21 protein-coding genes are annotated in these 18,333 nt (G+C 40.4%); 13 read left to right on the top strand and 8 right to left on the bottom strand.

Annotation, left to right across the window (positions count from 1 at the left end; translation table 11 throughout):
- Positions 1 to 72 precede the first annotated feature (72 nt).
- Positions 73 to 843: a Rossmann-like and DUF2520 domain-containing protein gene (locus AMD27_RS10175; RefSeq protein WP_067659936.1), complete on the top strand. Its 771-nt coding sequence runs from the start codon at positions 73 to 75 to the stop codon at positions 841 to 843.
- A gap of 143 nt (positions 844 to 986) precedes the next feature.
- Complete coding sequence (locus AMD27_RS10170) at positions 987 to 1,775, top strand: fatty acid desaturase family protein (protein ID WP_067659933.1); 789 nt, start codon at positions 987 to 989, stop codon at positions 1,773 to 1,775.
- Positions 1,776 to 1,854: 79 nt separating this feature from the next.
- On the opposite strand, the gene trmB is transcribed toward AMD27_RS10170, so the two are convergent.
- Entirely contained in the window at positions 1,855 to 2,571 is a 717-nt protein-coding gene (gene trmB / locus AMD27_RS10165) for a tRNA (guanosine(46)-N7)-methyltransferase TrmB (RefSeq protein ID WP_067659930.1), read from the bottom strand.
- A 204-nt stretch (positions 2,572 to 2,775) separates the two neighbouring features.
- Between trmB and AMD27_RS10160 the strand changes: the two genes are divergently transcribed.
- The gene (locus AMD27_RS10160; protein ID WP_067659924.1) at positions 2,776 to 5,253 is read left to right on the top strand and encodes an ExeM/NucH family extracellular endonuclease; all 2,478 of its coding nucleotides are present in this window, start codon (positions 2,776 to 2,778) and stop codon (positions 5,251 to 5,253) included.
- Between the two features lie 90 nt (positions 5,254 to 5,343).
- On the opposite strand, the gene AMD27_RS10155 is transcribed toward AMD27_RS10160, so the two are convergent.
- Positions 5,344 to 6,783: a SulP family inorganic anion transporter gene (locus AMD27_RS10155; RefSeq protein WP_067659921.1), complete on the bottom strand. Its 1,440-nt coding sequence runs from the start codon at positions 6,781 to 6,783 to the stop codon at positions 5,344 to 5,346.
- A gap of 285 nt (positions 6,784 to 7,068) precedes the next feature.
- Between AMD27_RS10155 and AMD27_RS10145 the strand changes: the two genes are divergently transcribed.
- From AMD27_RS10145 to AMD27_RS10135, 3 genes are all read left to right on the top strand, one after another.
- Positions 7,069 to 7,680, top strand: coding sequence for a glutathione binding-like protein (locus AMD27_RS10145; RefSeq protein WP_067659915.1), 612 nt, complete (start codon positions 7,069 to 7,071; stop codon positions 7,678 to 7,680).
- 168 nt (positions 7,681 to 7,848) lie between these two features.
- Entirely contained in the window at positions 7,849 to 8,433 is a 585-nt protein-coding gene (locus tag AMD27_RS10140; protein ID WP_067659912.1) for an NAD(P)H-dependent oxidoreductase, read from the top strand.
- An 11-nt stretch (positions 8,434 to 8,444) separates the two neighbouring features.
- Positions 8,445 to 8,783, top strand: a complete 339-nt coding sequence (locus AMD27_RS10135; protein ID WP_067659909.1) for a putative quinol monooxygenase — start codon at positions 8,445 to 8,447, stop codon at positions 8,781 to 8,783.
- Positions 8,784 to 8,857: 74 nt separating this feature from the next.
- On the opposite strand, the gene AMD27_RS10130 is transcribed toward AMD27_RS10135, so the two are convergent.
- The 5 genes from AMD27_RS10130 to AMD27_RS10110 form a co-directional block, all read right to left on the bottom strand.
- Positions 8,858 to 9,643, bottom strand: a complete 786-nt coding sequence (locus AMD27_RS10130; RefSeq protein WP_067659906.1) for a thiazole synthase — start codon at positions 9,641 to 9,643, stop codon at positions 8,858 to 8,860.
- A 13-nt stretch (positions 9,644 to 9,656) separates the two neighbouring features.
- On the bottom strand, positions 9,657 to 9,854 hold the full coding sequence (gene thiS, locus AMD27_RS10125; protein ID WP_067662947.1) for a sulfur carrier protein ThiS: 198 nt from the start codon (positions 9,852 to 9,854) through the stop codon (positions 9,657 to 9,659).
- A 37-nt stretch (positions 9,855 to 9,891) separates the two neighbouring features.
- Complete coding sequence (locus AMD27_RS10120) at positions 9,892 to 10,257, bottom strand: DUF423 domain-containing protein (RefSeq protein ID WP_067659903.1); 366 nt, start codon at positions 10,255 to 10,257, stop codon at positions 9,892 to 9,894.
- 165 nt (positions 10,258 to 10,422) lie between these two features.
- Positions 10,423 to 11,292 carry an RNA polymerase sigma factor RpoH gene (rpoH, locus tag AMD27_RS10115; RefSeq protein WP_067659900.1) on the bottom strand — a complete coding sequence of 290 codons (870 nt, stop codon included), beginning with the start codon at positions 11,290 to 11,292 and terminating at the stop codon, positions 10,423 to 10,425.
- 150 nt (positions 11,293 to 11,442) lie between these two features.
- The gene (locus AMD27_RS10110; RefSeq protein ID WP_067659892.1) at positions 11,443 to 11,667 is read right to left on the bottom strand and encodes a sulfurtransferase TusA family protein; all 225 of its coding nucleotides are present in this window, start codon (positions 11,665 to 11,667) and stop codon (positions 11,443 to 11,445) included.
- Between the two features lie 389 nt (positions 11,668 to 12,056).
- Here AMD27_RS10110 and AMD27_RS10105 point away from each other — a divergent pair, with 389 nt between their 5' ends.
- Entirely contained in the window at positions 12,057 to 12,269 is a 213-nt protein-coding gene (locus tag AMD27_RS10105) for a cold-shock protein (RefSeq protein WP_004822370.1), read from the top strand.
- Positions 12,270 to 12,376: 107 nt separating this feature from the next.
- The gene (gene rhlB / locus AMD27_RS10100) at positions 12,377 to 13,528 is read left to right on the top strand and encodes an ATP-dependent RNA helicase RhlB (protein WP_067659880.1); all 1,152 of its coding nucleotides are present in this window, start codon (positions 12,377 to 12,379) and stop codon (positions 13,526 to 13,528) included.
- 113 nt (positions 13,529 to 13,641) lie between these two features.
- On the opposite strand, the gene AMD27_RS10095 is transcribed toward rhlB, so the two are convergent.
- Entirely contained in the window at positions 13,642 to 14,037 is a 396-nt protein-coding gene (locus AMD27_RS10095) for a hypothetical protein (protein WP_067659876.1), read from the bottom strand.
- A 222-nt stretch (positions 14,038 to 14,259) separates the two neighbouring features.
- On the opposite strand from AMD27_RS10095, the gene AMD27_RS10090 reads away from it, so the two are divergent.
- The 5 genes from AMD27_RS10090 (at position 14,260) to gspM (ending at position 18,301) form a co-directional block, all read left to right on the top strand.
- A complete protein-coding gene (locus tag AMD27_RS10090) occupies positions 14,260 to 14,838 on the top strand; it encodes a nitroreductase (RefSeq protein ID WP_067659873.1) in 579 nt (192 codons plus the stop codon).
- Positions 14,839 to 15,033: 195 nt separating this feature from the next.
- Complete coding sequence (locus tag AMD27_RS10085) at positions 15,034 to 16,107, top strand: NAD(P)H-dependent glycerol-3-phosphate dehydrogenase (protein ID WP_067659870.1); 1,074 nt, start codon at positions 15,034 to 15,036, stop codon at positions 16,105 to 16,107.
- Between the two features lie 72 nt (positions 16,108 to 16,179).
- Positions 16,180 to 16,635: a SixA phosphatase family protein gene (locus AMD27_RS10080; protein WP_067659867.1), complete on the top strand. Its 456-nt coding sequence runs from the start codon at positions 16,180 to 16,182 to the stop codon at positions 16,633 to 16,635.
- 44 nt (positions 16,636 to 16,679) lie between these two features.
- Entirely contained in the window at positions 16,680 to 17,822 is a 1,143-nt protein-coding gene (gspL, locus tag AMD27_RS10075) for a type II secretion system protein GspL (RefSeq protein ID WP_067659864.1), read from the top strand.
- Positions 17,822 to 18,301 carry a type II secretion system protein GspM gene (gene gspM, locus AMD27_RS10070; RefSeq protein ID WP_067659861.1) on the top strand — a complete coding sequence of 160 codons (480 nt, stop codon included), beginning with the start codon at positions 17,822 to 17,824 and terminating at the stop codon, positions 18,299 to 18,301. Before gspL ends, gspM begins: the two co-directional genes overlap by 1 nt.
- Positions 18,302 to 18,333: the final 32 nt, after the last annotated feature.

The raw sequence follows: 18,333 nt of genomic DNA, 5'->3' as shown, positions 1-18,333 counted from the left end.
AAATTGAAGGGACGAATTGATTCGTCCCTTCAATGTTGGCATGCTAGCGAAAAATAAAGTGGAAAATGTAGCATGCGAATCAGTCTAATTGGTGCAGGACGGGTGGCAACTCATTTGGCTCAAGGCTTATGTCAGCAACATGAAATTGTACAGGTCTTTAGCCGAGATCTTGCCAATGCATCCATTTTGGCAAATCGAGTCAATGCAGAAGCCATCAATGATGTTCAACAACTCAGTGCGCAGATTGATCTGCTGGTCATCGCAGTCAGTGACCAAGCGATTTCAAGTGTGATTGAATCGGTCTCCATGCGGTTGCCTGACGTGTTGATTGTACATACATCTGGCAGTACCCATTTAAAGGCTTTAACTCAGCATCATGCAAAATCTGGGGTATTTTATCCATTACAAACCTTTAGTTTGGAGCGAGAGGTGAATTGGGGGAATACGCCGTTATTTATCGAAGCGGAGTGCGCTGAAGATTTAAAGGTATTAAATGCATTGGCAGCAGCTTTGAGCCAGCGGATATATCAATATGACTCTGCACAGCGTTTGAGTCTGCATTTAGCTGCGGTATTTGCCTGTAACTTCAGTAACTATTGCTATGACATGGCCAAGCAAGTTGTGGATGCTAAAAGTGTTGATTTTAGTTTGCTCTATCCCCTGATTTTAGAAACAGCTAACAAAGCCACTCAAAATGATCCAAAAAAAATGCAAACTGGACCTGCCATGCGCGGGGATAAAAATATTTTAATGATGCATCAGCAAATGTTAGCAGATGCTGGACGCCCAGATCTTAAAATGATTTATGAATCTTTGAGTAATGGAATTATGAGGAATTCATGATTTCGATATAAAAACAGTGTAAACCTACGGTGCAGATCAATGTAAAGTTATAGTCGGTGATCCTTATGTGCAGTGGATCGAAGGCTATGCTTAGACTATAAATAAAATATATTTAAAACAAATAATAAGGATTTAAGCATCCAATGCATAAGCATCAACATTTACTCGAAGATGTACTCTGGAAAGATTTGGTCAAACTGAATAAAAAAAATGTTTACTCAGAATTATTGATCTCTGTGCCATGGTTCATACTGTCACTGATCTTTGCTTATCATCAGTGGTATCCGATTGCATTATTTTGCTCGTTTATGTTCTTTTTGACGGGACTTAGACAAGTGCATAATGCGTTTCATTTTGCATTGGGCATTACTCAAAAACAAACCCATGTGGTGATGTTTATTTTAAGTATTGTCATGTTGGGTTCGATGCATGCTGTGCAGATTAACCATCTTCGACATCATCAACATTGTATGCAAGATGAAGATGTTGAAGCCAAAAGTGCCAAGATGAAATGGTGGCAAGCTTTGTTATTTGGTCCTATTTTTCCATGGATGTTGCATAAAAAAGCCTTTGAAGTAGGTAACAACACACAAAAAAACTGGATGATTGCCGAGTTGCTCGCAAATATCATATTCCTGATTTTAGTTTTTGCTGTTTTAGAGAGTACCACCTTAAAATATCATGTCTGTGCGATGCTAATCGGGCAGTGTATGACCGCTTTTTTCGCCGTGTGGACAGTGCATCATGATACGGAAGATCATATTTATATGGCACGGACTGTGCGCAATGAGTTTAAAAGTGTCCTAACCTATAATATGTTCTATCACGTTGAACATCATCTGTTTCCTGCGGTACCTACGCGGAATTTGCATATACTGGCAAAGCGGCTGGATGAATATGATCCCGATATAGAAATTCGAGAAGTATTTTAGATGATGTGAAAAGAAGCCATAAAGAACAGGACATTGAAGTCCTGTTTTGGGATTATTGAATGATCACATCAAGGCATCATTAATTAATTTTCTTAAAGTAAAAATCATTAATTTTATGACCTTCTTCTAAGCCACGGCGTTCAAATTTGGTTTGTGGACGCCAGTCTGGACGTGGGTAGCTGTTGCCTTTGCCTGCCAAGTTCTCAAGGTTTGGACGGTTGTCTAGAACATCCAGCATCCATTCTGCATACGGTTCCCAATCTGTTGCGGAGTGGAAGGTGCCACCCATTTCCAGTTTTTGTTCAACCAAAGGCATACGGTCATGTGATACGAAGCGACGTTTGAAGTGACGTTTTTTCTGCCACGGATCTGGGAAGTAGAGTTGAATCGCATTGATACTGTTGTCAGGCATTTCACGTAAAACTTGAATGGCATCGGCATCAAGTAGACGTAAATTAGTGACTTCTGCCATACCGGCTTCATAGACACACTGCGCAATACCAGGAATGTGAACTTCAATCCCCACAAAATTACGCTCAGGATTGGCTTTTGCCATCAGTACCAGCGAGCGACCCATACCAAAACCAATTTCAACGGTAAGTGGGCGTTCTGGGTGTTCAAAATGCTGGCGCAGGTCACCCACCGGGTATTCCAAAATTAAGTGACCATATTGTTCAAGCGCAGCACGTTGTGAAGTATTCAAAGGAGATGAACGGCGCATAAAGGTCACAATTTCGCGATGCTCGTTCAAGTTGTCTAGTTCCACAACTTGCGGGTCTAATGGTTCGTTCGACATAATTTTGGCAAATGAATTAAATTTGAATGCGGTATTTTAAGACCTAAGGTGCTCAAGTCAAACTTTTTTGACTTTAATCCTTCAGAATGACCGAAATGGATAGATTGAGCAAACCATCATCTATTTTTATAGCTGTCATAAATACATCATGTCATCTTGCTAATCTTCAGCGTATTCCAATAAGTAATAAAAAAGACATCGCCGATGAAACTCATAAAATTACACAGCTTAAGCTTAAGTCTCACTTTACTAGGATGTGCATCTCCTGCCTATGCACAGTTAATGTTTAGCCAATACATCGATGGCTCATCCAATCGCAAAGGACTCGAAATTTACAATCCAGATGCCACCACAGTCAATTTAGCTGATTATGAAATCCGTCAATTTAATAATGGTGAAGCAGTAAAATTTTCCGCATTTGCATTGCAAGGTAGTTTAGCCAGCAAAGCTAAATTTGTGATCGGGCGCTCTGAGCTTAAAGCTGTGATCGGTGACCAAGTCAATCAAGTGGCAGGTCTAAGCTATAACGGTGATGATGCATTGGTGCTGTTATACAAAGGCACACCTATCGATCGTTTTGGTCGTGTCGGTGAACAACCCAGCAATGGTTGGGGAAGTTCGGTTTCAAGTCTTAAAAATAGTTTTGCACGGCTTAAAAAAAGCAATGATGTAAGCTCGATTGACCCGAACGCTGCATTTGATCTTGAATCAGAATGGTCAAAGTGGTCTGATCAAAATGCCTTTGAGATTTATCTGGGCGGTACAACACCAACTCCAACACCCATTCCACCAGCGCCATCGAGCATAAGTTGTAGTACCACGGATACACCGATTGCAGATTTACAATCAGCCACTCAAAATCAAAGCTACGTGGTTCGTGGTGTGATTACCGCAGATTATCGTTATCAGAACGGTTTTTCTGGTTTTTATCTACAAACCCCAGACAGCAAAGCCAAAACAAATGTGACTAATGCAATTTTTGTTTACCTGCCTGCCAGCAGTAGCATCAAAGGCGGTAAGGTCGGTGAAGAAGTGATTCTAAAAGGTCGATTAACGGCTTACCAAAACCAGTTGCAAATCGACCAGCTTGATCAAAATATTCAAACCTGTAATCAACAAGCCAATTCAGTCACCGCGCAAGCTTTCAATTTACCTTTTAGCAGTTTGACTGATAGCACTGGACATGTGCCAAGACTTTATCAAGGAATGTGGGTCAAAATTCCGCAGAGCTTAACGGTCAGTGAAAATTATAATTATGGACGCTATGGTGAGCTGTCCCTAAGTTTGGGTCGGTTGTATATTCCCACCAATCTTTATCCTGCTAAATCTAGTGAAGCGTTAGCACTGGCAAAACAAAATCAACTTTCCAAGATCATTTTAGATGATGGCTTTGGCAATCAAAATCGAACGCCGTGGTTGCCGCAGAACTTCAGTGCAGCCAATACTTTACGCTCAGGCAATCAAGTTAAAAATGTCGAAGGCATTTTAGAGTACCGTTTCGGGGCTTGGCGTATACAACCCATTCAAAACAAAGCGCAGCCTGAAATTGTCAAAGACAGTAATCCAAGAGTTTCGTTGCCAACGAAAGAAGCCAAACAGATTCGCGTTGCGTCATTTAATGTGTTGAACTATGACAATGGTGCAGAGAAAGGCTTTCCGACCGAGCGTGGTGCGAACTCTTTGGCTGAGTTTAATAAACAACATCAAAAAATTGTGAGTGCATTAAAAGCGATTGATGCCGATGTTTATGGACTGATGGAAATCGCCAATAATGGCTATGATGACAAAAGTGCAATCGCCCATTTAACCCAAGCTTTAGGCAAAGATTGGAAATATATTGTTCCACCTAATACTCAAAAACTAGGTACGGATGCGATTGCAGTAGCGATTATTTACAACAGTGCTCGGGTTAAACCCGTCAATGCAGCAGTGGTTTATGATGACCTCAGTCAAAAAAACCGAGTGACTTTGGCACAAAGCTTTCAAGCACTCACTGGCGGAAAAAACTTTACAGTTGTACCCAATCACTTGAAATCTAAAGGTAGCTGTCCTGAAGATAAAACATCTCAAGACGCAGATCAAAGTGATGGTCAGGGCTGCTGGAATGCCACTCGCTTAACCGCTGTACAAAAACTCATGCAATGGATCGCGACTAATCCCACTAAAACGCCACAACCCAATTATTTGTTGGTAGGGGATATGAATAGCTATGCCAAAGAAGATCCGATTCTGGCATTTGAAAAAGCCAACTATCAAATTCTACTCAATGATGAAAAAAAAGGCCAAGGCAAAAATGCATATAGTTACGTGTTTGGTGTGGCGAGTGATACAACAGGAAATGGCGGTGCCGGTAATCTAGATCACGCTATTGCTGATTCAAGTCTTTATCCTTTGGTTAAACGTGCGTTTGCTTGGCATATCAATGCGGATGAACCTACTGCGCTAGACTACAACGAAGAGTTTAAATCAGATGAGCAAAAAGTACTGTTTTATGCAGAAGATGCATATCGTTCCTCGGATCATGATCCTGTGATTGTAGATCTGGATCTCAATCAATCGCCTGATCTGGGTCAAGGCAGTGCAACCAAGCAGGGTGGAGGCAGTCTGGGCCTTTGGAGTATATTGGCTTTGATCATACTGATGATGTCACGCCGATATCATCAACAGCGTAGACTCAGTTAAGCTCTAAGATACTCGTCCAGTAAAGCACAAGTTACCCCTATGCCGAAGTTTGTAAAAAAGCCAGATGTGATCTGGCTTTTTTACAGTGTTTTACAGCACCTTATCAATCAAGGTCGAGCTGGCTTGATTGACTCCGACCAATTCAACTTGAACATGCTTGGCTTCAAATTTCGCCACGACATTGGCCAGCATATTCACAGAGGTAATATCCCAAATATGTGCTTGGGTGAGGTCAATTTGAACCGTTGAGATCTTTTCATTAAAATCAAAAAATTGATAAAATTTTTCCGAACTGCTAAAAAAGATCTGCCCTTTAATCACATAAATTCTTTTAGTGCCTTCTAACTCAGATTGCACTTTCACTTCACTTTCCAGTTTATTGACCAAGAATAAAGCTGATAGTAAAACGCCAGCGAGTACGCCCAAGGCCAAGTTATGGGTCACAAGTACAATGACAACCACGCTAAGCATCACGATATTGCTCTGTTTAGGATGCTTACTAAAATTTTTGATTGAATCCCAGTTGAAGGTGGTGAATGCCACCATGATCATAATCGCAACCAGGGCCGCCATAGGAATAAAGGCAAGCCAATCTTTTAAAAACACCACCAAGCACAGCAAAAACACACCTGCTACTAAGGTCGAAAGGCGGGTACGCGCCCCTGAAGTCACATTGATAATCGATTGACCAATCATGGCGCATCCTGCCATGCCACCCATAAAACCACTGGCAATATTGGCAATGCCTTGTCCGCGGCATTCTTGATGACGATCACCTTCTGTGCCTGTTGCTTCATTGACAATGGTAGTGGTCATCATGGTTTCAAGTAGACCCACCGTAGCCAAGGTTATGGCATAAGGCAAAATGATCTTAAAGGTTTCAAAATTCAGCGGAATATCTGGAATTAAAAATATAGGTAAAGTATCTGGAAATTGACCCAAGTCGCTCACCGTACGCATATCTGCACCCAGCAACAATGCAATTAAACTCAGCACCACAATACAAATCAAAGGTGAGGGGATTAATTCTCCAATTTTAGGAAGATGCGGAAATACATAGACAATGGCTAAGCCCAATGCCAAGAACATATAAGCATGTATATCCATACGCAGCAGTTCAGGAAGTTGTGCTGCAAAAATCAAAATCGCCAATGCGTTGACAAATCCATAGACCACGGACTGCGATACAAAACGCATGAGTTTTGCAACTTTAAAATATCCTGCAATAATTTGAATGATGCCGGTTAATACTGTCGTTGCGAAGAGGTACTGCAAACCATGATCTTTCACCAAGGTAATCATGAGCAATGCCATGGCACCTGTAGCAGCAGAAATCATGGCGGTTCGACCACCAAAAAAAGCAATGGTGACGGCAATACAGAATGAGGCATATAGCCCCACTTGAGGGTCAACGCCTGCAATAGCTGAGAAAGCAATCGATTCTGGTATCAGTGCCAAACCGACCACAAGTCCAGCAAGAACATCAGTTCGGATATTTGAAAACCATTCTTCTTTCTTCAGACTAATCACACAGAACCTTTTGAAGTGTTTTTGAAAGTCGGCTATGTTAAAACAAATCGTAGCAATAAAGCAGGTAATTTCGCTTGAAAAATAAATGAATCTGTTGAATATTCAAAGAGAGGGAAATGCGATTTGTAGCCTGAGGTGTCCTTCAGGGCTTTGAAAAGGTTCAATCGTGCAGAACGCATTTTTAAAACATAAAGCGCTGAGGATAAGTTCAAATATTTTGACATTGAATAAGGGTCATCCATTCGCTCCAACCCAATTACCCTAATTGAATAACAAGGATCAATTATGAAGTTGTATTATTCGCCAGGTGCATGTTCACTGGCAGCACATATTATTTTAAATGAAATTAACGTTGATTTTGACCTTGTACGTGTCGATTTAAAAACCCATAAAACCGAAAAAGATGTCGATTATTACTGCATTAATCCAAAGGGCTATGTGCCTGCATTAGAAATTAACCCTGGGCTGATTTTGACTGAAAATGTGGCCATTTTACCTTTCTTGGCACAACATGATCCAAAGCAAGATTTGATTCCACCTTCAGGTTTGGGCCGTGCCAAAGTGCTCGAATGGTTGGGGTATTTAAACTCAGAGTTACATGATGCCTATGCGGTATTTTTTGGCGCACCACTAGATGCACCTGCAAAAGAAAAAGCCTATGCTGAAATTGATCGTTTGTTGAAATATATTGATCAAGCCATTGCAGATTCAGACAATGATTATTTGGTAGATGATAATTTCGGTCCAGCCGATGCCTATCTGTTTGTACTGACCAATTGGTCGAATCTGATTAAGCATGACTTAAGCCCATATACCCATGTGAATAACATCAGAAATAAAGTGGCAGCACGTCAATCCGTGCAAATTGCCATGCGTGATGAAGGCTTGATTGCTTAAATGTAAATGATGACATTTAAAGAGAGCTCGTAAGAGTTCTTTTTTTTGAAAGTACTTCTATATTTCTATTGTTGATTATTAGTCAATTATATATTACTTATTTATGAATATTTATCAGTAAATACTTTTGTTATATTCGCTTCAAGCAAAAATATATAGGGAATACACATGAGTCATATTTTAATCATCAATGGTGCAAAGGTGTTCGCGCACTCAAAAGGCGATCTGAATAATACCTTAACTGCTCAAGCAGAACAGATTTTAACTGAATTGGGGCATGAGGTTAAAATTACACGTACAGATGATGATTATGATATTCAGCAAGAAGTTCAAAAGTACTTATGGGCGGATGTCGTGATTTACCAGATGCCTGGTTGGTGGATGGGAGCGCCTTGGACAGTTAAAAAATATATAGATGAAGTCTTTACCGAAGGACATGGCACACTATATGCCAATGATGGTCGTTCACGTTCTGATGCTTCAAAAAAATATGGCTCAGGCGGTCTTATTCATGACAAAAAATATATGTTGTCTTTGACATGGAATGCGCCTATGCAAGCATTTACAGACCAAGATGATTTCTTTCATGGCGTGGGAGTGGACGGTGTGTATTTGGCATTTCACAAAGCTAATCAATTTTTAGGTATGCAATCTTTAAACACATTTATTGCCAATGATGTGATTAAAGCACCTGACGTTGCTCGTTATAAAAAAGAATATCAGCAACACTTAGTCAATGAATTTTCTCAGTAAGGAAGCCTCAAATGTTGACCGTCATTGCAGAAATTAATTTAATTTCAAATACTGCATTTAAAAGTGTATTAGAGCGTATTCAGCAGCTTATACCAGCCGTACTGAATGAAGACGGATGTTATGCTTATGAGCTTTTGAGCGATAGCGAGCTACAAAGTCCGATGCAAACTAAAGTGCCAAATTCTTTGGTCATGTATGAAAAATGGGAATCGGTAGAACAGCTTGAAGCGCATATGCAGACACCACATATGCTGGCCCATACGCAGGCGATACAAGATCAGGTTGCTGAAGTCAAAATTAGAATTTTAGAGAATCCATTTAGTCGGTCTTCATCTTTAACGAATGTATAGCAAGCCCATAGCAAAAGCCCTGTGATCACACAGGGCTTTGGGGTATATCTTCAATATTAAATGATGAAATCAGATTATTTAAAAAAATATCCAGTTTCAGGCGAACTTGCATTGGACATCTGTTTACGTGGCATACGACCCGCCAAATACGCTTCACGACCCGCTTGAACGGCTTTTTTCATGGCAGATGCCATCAAAATTGGGTTTCGAGCTGCAGCAATCGCCGTATTCATAAGTACGCCATCACAACCAAGCTCCATCGCAATTGCAGCATCGCTAGCAGTTCCCACGCCGGCATCCACTAAAATGGGGACTTTGGCATTTTCTTTGATAATGGAAATGGTGTGCGGATTTAAAATTCCCAAGCCAGAACCAATTAAACTGCCTAAAGGCATAATGGCTACACAGCCCATACTTTCTAGCTCTTGTGCTACGATCGGGTCATCAGACGTATAAACCATCACTTCAAAGCCGTCATCGACCAAAGTACGTGCGGCTTTAAGCGTATCCATAACATTCGGGTAAAGCGTTTTTTCATCACCTAAAACTTCTAGTTTTACCAGATTGTGTCCATCTAAAAGTTCACGTGCTAGCATGCAGGTACGCACTGCGCTATTGGCATCGAAGCAACCTGCTGTGTTGGGCAAAATCGTGTATTTTTCTGGCGGAATCACTGAAAGTAAATTGGGTTGATGAGGATCTTGCCCAATATTGACGCGTCGAATGGCGACCGTCACAATTTCAGCACCACTCGCTTGAATGGCTAAATCTGTTTCATTTAAATCCTTATATTTACCAGTTCCCACCAGTAAACGAGATTTAAATGTACGTGAACCGATAATGAGATGTGAATCTTCCATGAGAACTCCGTGTTTAGCCGCCGCCGACAGCATGTATGATTTCTATGCGATCTGAATCTGAAATAGGGGTTTCTGCAAGTTTGCTTTTAGAAACGATCATCTCGTTCATTTCAACTGCAAAACGTTTGCCTTCAAGGGATAGATCTTGAATTAATTGATATAAATTTTGATGATGTGTATGTTGCAATTCGCCATTTAAGTAAATATTCATTGATGCAATCCATTCATTTAAAATCAATAAAGATGATTTAACGTGAAAATTTAAAAGCATTCCAAGCCAAAATCAACCAACCAGCAATCATTAATGCGCCACCGATCGGGGTAATTGCACCTAAAATTCGGGGTAACCCAAGCGCCATGATATACAGTGAGCCACAGAAGAAAATAATTCCGATTTGAATCAGGAGAAAACTGGTTTTAATGGGGATTTGAGGAATGACTTTGGCAATAACGCCCAACGCCAATAAACCAATCGCATGATAAAAAAAGTAATCGGTGGCGGTGTGCCACCAATTCAATTGTTCAATAGAAGCTCGTGCTTTTAACCCATGCGCACCAAATGCACCGAGCATCACTGCAACGGCAAGATTAAGCGCTGAAATTGCAATCCACATAAATGATATCGGCTTGGTAAATTTGCAATAAACCATAACATATATCGGGTCTGATTTTTAATTGCAAAATTTAAAAAATATCGCTAAAACCCTGATTAAGATCCACAGTACAACTATAAAAAAAGGGCATTCGCCCTTTTTTTATTTGATACATTTTCAACTCAATTAGTTGGATGACATGGCAACTTTGATTTTATCCATAGCATTTTTTTCAAGCTGACGAATACGTTCAGCAGACACGTTATATTCAGCTGCCAACTCATGCAATGTCGATTTGTCATCGTCTAACCAACGACGCTGCAAAATATTACGCGAACGATCGTCAAGCTGTCCCATGGCTGCATGTAGTGCAGAGGTACTTTGTTGCTCGTAATCTTCTTCTTCAGCCAAACGCGCTGGATCGTAACGGTTATCTTCTAAATAAAGTGCAGGCGCAACATAGGTAGAACCTTCATCGTCATCATCACCTTGTGCTTCAAATGCTGCATCATAGGCAGTCAGGCGACCTTCCATTTCAATCACTTGCTCAGCTGTGACATTTAAGTCTTGAGCAATCGATTGTGCTTCTGCAAGAGTGAGCTTTTTGCTAGATTTTTTTAAACTTCGTAAGTTAAAAAACAGTTTACGCTGGGCTTTTGTGGTCGCAATTTTAACAATACGCCAATTTCGGATTACGTATTCATGAATTTCTGCTTTGATCCAATGTACCGCAAACGAAACCAAACGCACACCCATATTGGGGTCAAAACGTTTTACTGCTTTCATTAAACCGAGATTGCCTTCTTGAATTAAGTCACCTTGAGGAAGGCCATAACCTGCATAACTGCGGGCGATATGCACCACGAAACGCAGATGAGACATCACCAACATTTTCGCTGCATCTAAATCTTGATCATAATAATAGCGGTCAGCCAACTCTTTCTCTTGTTCGGCTGTCAAAATCGGGATTTGATTTACAGTGCTAATATATGCACCAAGATTCACCCCAGGCGCAGACAATGACAGGGGCATCAATTGATTGCTGCTGTCAGTCATGAGTACTCCTTATAGGAAAATAGTTGTAAAACCAATAGATTCATCTTAATTCGAATATCGAGCATAATTAAGGAAAATTGGGTAGTGAAATGTAAGTAAGCACTCTATATGTGCATAAGATTAGTTTAATTGAAAATAGCCAAGATTCAATTAGGATTCAATCAAGTAATGAAATTCATTTATTGAAATTTTTTGAATTTGGCAGCTATAGTTGTGTATTTGACAATAACGTGAAATATCAAGCTGACTATTGGGGTCAGAAGACTTCAATACATAGACTTGAGGTGATGGATTTTTTTTAAGCTGCTTCTTAAGCAAGAGTAAAGGCATTGGGCAAGGTTTTCCAAGCGCATCTATTTCAATCTGAGCGGTCATGTCTACACTAAAACACAGCGGTTATTAATTGTATTCTAACAAATTCGTGCGACTGGACTCAAAATATTTGTGATCTTTCCATTAAGTGGAGAGTGAATGAAAGCGGCATAGCTATTTGGGTGATAAATATACAAATATTTTGTTGAATAATTTGCGAAAAAACCTCTATTAATTGTTTTTAACCCGTGGTAAGCTCGTTGCGTACTTAAGGATTGGATAGGGAATTATCCTTCTCTAAACCTTGTGTATTCATGGATATAACCGGGATTTTGTTAATAGTTTTACAGAATGATTACAAGCTTTGAAATACAAAAATGTTTTGAAACTTTGTTTGCTCTGCTGTTTGCAACACCGGGTGATCCCTTTTCTTACCAACTGAGGATTTACTTATGACAGCTCGCGAACAAGGCGTTGTTAAGTGGTTTAACGATACTAAAGGTTTTGGCTTCATTCAGCGCGCTGGCGGTGATGATGTTTTCGTTCATTTCCGTGCAATTCAAGGCGATGGACACCGTTCACTACGTGACGGTCAACGCGTAGAATTCAGCGTTGTGCAAGGTCAAAAAGGTTTTCAAGCTGAAGAAGTTCAGCCTTTAGACTAATCCTACGTTTTATTTAAAACTAGGTAACGCTCCAATTTTGATAAATTGGGGCGTTTTTTGTTTATAATGGTATAATTTTAAAATAACTGACCGTAGAGCGCGTATATATGTCATCTGGTTTCGAAACCCTTAATTTACATCCGCAACTTAAGCAAGCCATAGATGCTTTAGGGTTTAAAGAAATGACCCCCATTCAAGAAAAAGTATTGCAATATACTTTGGCGGGGCATGATGCAATTGGACGTGCACAAACTGGTACAGGAAAAACTGCAGCTTTCCTGGTCAGTATTATTAATGATTTACTGCACAACCCAATTCAAACGCCACGTTTTCGTGGTGAACCTCGTGCACTCATTTTAGCGCCGACACGCGAACTTGCAATTCAAATTGAAAATGATGCCAAAGATTTGACCAAATTTTCAGGGTTAAATGTCGTGACTTTGGTGGGTGGTGTCGATTTTGACAAACAGAAAAAATTACTCGATCAAGGGTATGCCGACATTATCGTGGCAACCCCAGGTCGTTTGATTGATTTCACCGAGCAAAAAGAAATTTGGCTTGATCAAATTGAATTTTTGGTGATTGATGAAGCGGATCGTTTACTTGATATGGGTTTTATTCCCTCGGTTAAACGTATCGTGCGTTTTTCACCGCGTAAAGAACAGCGTCAGACCCTGATGTTCTCTGCAACCTTTAGTTACGATGTTTTAAACTTGGCGCAGCAGTGGCTGTTTGAACCTGTAACGGTTGAAATTGAACCTGAGAAGAAAACCAATGCTGACGTAGAGCAGCGTGTTTATGTGGTTGGGAAGTCAGATAAATACCGTTTACTTGAAGAAATTTTACGTGATGAGCCGATTGAGAAAGTCATGATCTTTGCCAATCGTCGTGATCAAGTTCGTAAGCTTTACGATCATTTAAAACGTGATAACTATAAAGTGGTAATGTTGTCAGGTGAAATCGCACAAGACAAACGTATTAAAATGCTTGACCAGTTTAAAAATGGTCAACACAATATTATGATCGCGACAGATGTTGCAGGTCGCGGTATTCACGTGGATAACGTCTCACACGTGATTAACTTTACTTTGCCTGAGCAGTCTGATGACTATGTACACCGAATTGGTCGTACAGGGCGTGCCGGAAGCAGTGGCGTGAGTATTAGTTTCTTGTCTGAAGATGATGCGTTCTATCTACCTGAAATTGAAAAAGCCATTGGTCAAAAAATCCCACTGACTCGTTTAGACGGGTATTGTTAATTTATTGACCTCATGATCTCTTCATTACAGTGATCTAAACGTTACCAAAATTTAAAATGGTAATAAACAAAAAAGTCCCGATTCGGGACTTTTTTTATTTTAAAGCTTAAAGATTATTTAGTGCCATTACAGCTAAATGTAATCACTGACTGATAGTCGGTGTCTTTTTCAATGCCTGTACTTTTACCCATCACTGATCCTAAAACACTAGCTGCCGCTGTAACCATTTGTCCAGTTTTCTCATCCAATACGCCTTTAAGCGCACCGTTATATTCAGTCTTTTCATCAACCAAAACTGGCGCTGCATTTTTACCGCAGGTTTTGTTAGCTGCTAAAATCGCATTGTTTTTGGCAATCACTGCGGATTTACCTAAGCCAGCCACTTCATATTGGTTATTAGGCTTTTGAATCGCTAATGTTTCCGTCGGGTTGGAGGCACATGCGGTGAACATGACAGCGGTTATGAGGCTCATTGCGGCAATGGCAGTCTTTTTCAGATTTGAATTCATATCATTCTCAACTTATTTTGGGTCATGGAATAGGATATTTAGCTTTGACTATGCTAGAGGATTAAGCGTGATTAAATTTGAAGAAATTGTATAAATATTGATGCCATAACAGTTTTTTATGTGAATTTTAATCTACCAAGCTTAGAGACGAGATCTCGCTAGAGTAACTTTCATGGTTTATGCTAAGCTTAGCATAATGAGTTTTTAGTAGATCAATCGTCAATGTCAGATTCTTCTCTACATGCAGTTCATGACAATATTCATCAGCGTCAATCTATTGGACATTTAATTGAACCTTCACCCAATGCAGCCCAATTGGAACAAGCATTTCAAGCAGCATTAACCGCGCCTGATCATCATCGTTTAAAACCTACGCATTTTATTGTGGTACAAGGTGAGCAGCGTGAGGTATTTGGTCAGTTGATGATGGATGCAGTGCGCGATATGGGTGAACAGGAAGAAGCACAGATTGAGCGTGTAAAACATCATCCTATGCGTGCGCCACTTTTGGTGTTGGCGGTGACACGTTTTCAAGCGCATCCAAAAGTTCCAGATTTTGAGCAAACTTTAAGCTCGGGTGCTGCCATACAGAACTTTTTACTGTCTTTGCAGGCACAAGGTTTTTCAACCATGTGGAGAAGTGGCGCAGTGGTCGAATCGAAACTGCTCAAGCGTAAGCTGGGTTTACAAGAACATGATTTGATTTCAGGCATTATTTATGTAGGCACTGCCTTTAAAGCGATTCCGCCACGTACTGAAATTGATACACAGCCTTATGTGACTTATTGGCAGGCAAATTAAATTGCATAAAATGTAAGTGCATAAAAAGATTGATTGAATCAAGTCACTATCTAAAGCTTCTGACTCGAAACGCAGCAGCTTTAACATAGGTATACACAGATCATTTGATCTTATCTGATCAATAGGGATGTGTGTAAATCATATGTTTAAGAGATACATCATTTTTTATAGATAAAGATTTTTGGGATAAAAATAATGTCGGAATTAAAGTTTACAGATTTGGTTCAACCTGTCGTTTTGGATAAGAAAACAGCCTTACGCGTGACGGTTTTGGGGGGAGGGAGTTTCGGTACTGCCATGGCGAACACCGCAGCACGAAATGGCTGTGACACCATGATTTGGATTCGCGATGAAGTGATTGCTAGTGAGATCAATCAAACGCATATTAATCAGCGTTATTTGCCTGATTACACCCTTGAAAGCTCCTTAAAAGCAGAGTCAAATTTAGAAAAAGCAGTGCGTGATCGTGACATTATTTTGGTCGCTATTCCGAGTCATTCTTTTCGTGACGTTTTACAGCAAATTAAGCCCTTTATCAGTGCTCAAGCAGTGATTTCCCTCACTAAAGGTGTAGAAGCAAAAACCTTTAGTTTTATGAGCGACATTATTCGCTCAGAATTGCCTGAAGTGCCTTATGGCGTGTTGTCCGGTCCAAATTTGGCCAAAGAGATCATGTCTGGTATGCCTGCAGGTACTGTCATTGCCAGTGATTCAGAGTTGGTTCGATATGCTGTGCAACAGGCGCTTCATAGCGCGTTATTTCGTGTCTTTGGTAGTGATGATGTACATGGTGTTGAACTTGGCGGCGCACTTAAAAATATTTATGCAGTCGCGATGGGCATGGCGGCAGCTTACAAAGTGGGTGAGAACACCAAAAGTATGATTTTGACCCGTGCACTTGCGGAAATGAGTCGTTTTGCGGTCAAGCTCGGTGCGAATCCTTTAACCTTTTTGGGTTTGTCGGGTGTTGGCGATTTGTTCGCGACCTGTAATAGTCCGCTGAGTCGTAATTATCAAGTGGGTTTTGCTTTAGGTTCAGGCAAAAGTTTAGAGCAAGCCACCACAGAACTTGGGCAAACTGCAGAAGGTATTAATACCATTGTGCAAGTGAATACCCGCGCCAAAGAATTGGACGTTTATATGCCTATTACCACGGCGTTATATGAAGTGATTTATGAGGGTGCACCCCCATTAAATATTGCGGTGTCTTTGATGAAAAATGGACATCGTAGTGATGTGGAATTTGTGTTACCACATAACAAAGTGTGATATTTTTAATCAGCGTCCAATACCTGTCATCAAGCTTGGATAAGATGGGATTTTTAGAGTTAGGGAATACACATGCATTTGACTTTGGTTCGACATGGTGAAGCTTCACCCGCTTTAGATGGTAATGATACTAAGCGCCAACTGACAGCACGAGGGCATCAACAAGCCAGACAAACGGCAGGGTATTTAAAAGATCATGTGCAACCTGACATTTTTGTGGTCAGTCCGCTGGTTCGAGCGCAAGAAACTTTAAGTCATATTCAAAGTTTATTTCCAGGTGTTGATGTGATGATTTGTGACAAAATCAAACCTGAAGATGATGCCAAGGTCGCAGTAGAGTGGTTGTCGCAATTGCCTTTTGAAAATATCGTGGTGGTCTGTCATATGAATGTAATTGCACATATCGCAGAAATTTTGACCTCAGAATATTTTAATGCTTTTGCTTTAGCAGAAGCGCGTATCTATGAGCAATCAGTAATCGCCAATGGACTGTCTACGCAGCGAAAATGTTTTATACCAGCAGTCTAAAAATTCCTATAAATTTAAATTAATAACACGGCAGAATAAGATTAATGTTGTATTTATGGATGCCCGAAGCCAATGGGGTTTGGCAATGGTCGCGTGGTGAGAGCTGGATTCAGGCATCGACACTTGAGTTATTAATTCAAGATATCAAGCCGTATCAAGGGGAGGAGGCGACGGTCTTTTTTCCTAGCCGCGATGTGCAAATTATTCAACAGACTTTGACCAAAGCGCAGTATAAACAATTGGGCGTCGAAGGAATTAAGTATCTGCTTGAAGAATATGTGATTCAGCCGATTGATCAAATGAAAGTGTTATCGCATTTTCAAGCACCAGATCAATTGACGATTTTAGGTATTTCGCACAATCGTGTGCTCACTATGCAACATGCATTAACGTTGATTCCTGTCAAATTGGTTGCTTTGTTACCAGATTTTATGGTCTTGCCCACTCCCAAGTCAGGTGAAATGGTTTTAGCCAATATCAATGATAATTTATTGGCTCGTCATGGTGCTTTATTGGGCGCTTCAGTTGATGATTTAGAGTTGTATTTGAATGTCTTGCCTAAATCAGAACAATATCTGTATTCAGAATTAACCGATGATCAGGCGGTCACATTGTTTCAAGTGGCATCTGTAGAGCAGCGTGAGTCGTTTCATTATCGCTTTGAACCTTTAACTAAGGCGAAAAGCCATCCCTTTAATGTTTTGCCTAAAGCAAAGTCAGAAGACAGTGGGATTTCAGGGTATTGGAAAGCATGTGCAGCGCTCTGTGTGGCGCTGATCATGGTTCAGTTGGTATTTGATCTAAACCGATGGGTGAAACTTAAAAAGGTAGCAGATGAAACTGCTGTTGTGGCGGTTGATCAATATAAATCTTGGTTTGGGGCAAACAGTCGAGTGACCGAACAAAATCTAAAAAGTATGTTTGAGAGTCATCTACGTATGAGTCAATCAGCAGATACTCAAGCCCTGCAATTGATCAGTCGAATCGGTCCAATTTTAATGCAGCAACAAATTGTGGCAAACCGTGTGGCTTATGACAGTAATGTGCTGAATTTAGACCTTTTGGCGCAGTCTTCAGAGGCACTTCAAAGCTTAGTAACACAGCTCAATCAGCAAGGCTTTAAAGCTGAACTGGGCAATGTACAAACACAGGGTTCAATGGTGCTTGGATTGGTGAAAATACAATAATGAATATCATAGATAAAGCCCAGCAAAAAATGGATCATTGGATTGAGCGAGTTGGCGATTATTTGGCGAGGCTCAGTTTACGTGAACGAATCATGGTGATTACCGCGACAGTTCTAGTTACAGTGGCGATTATTGGCTCTGCACTTTGGAATATGCATCGCGTCGCAAATGAACAGCAGCAGCGTTTAAATGAATTGAAAGATACTTTGGTGTGGATGCAAAGCAATGTCATCATCATGAAACCTGCCAATGATTTAAATTTAACGCCTTCCGACAAAATTCAGCGTGCGGCACAGCAACAAGGTTTGTCTGTGGCTTCACAACAAATGGATGGTAAAATTCAAATTGTGGCTGAACATATAAATTATTCAATTCTGGCCAATTTTCTGACCCAACTTGCACAAATGGGCTTGAGCATTGAAAAACTTGAATTAAATAAAGTCGGTGGGCAGATTAAATTAACAGCGGCAGTGAAGTAAGCGGTGAAAATAAACCTATGACAGGCATAGCC

The sequence above is a fragment of the Acinetobacter sp. TGL-Y2 genome, assembly GCF_001612555.1.
GTDB lineage: Bacteria > Pseudomonadota > Gammaproteobacteria > Pseudomonadales > Moraxellaceae > Acinetobacter.
Note: the sequence above shows the minus strand (reverse complement) of the source record. Positions and strands in the feature narration are given on the sequence as shown.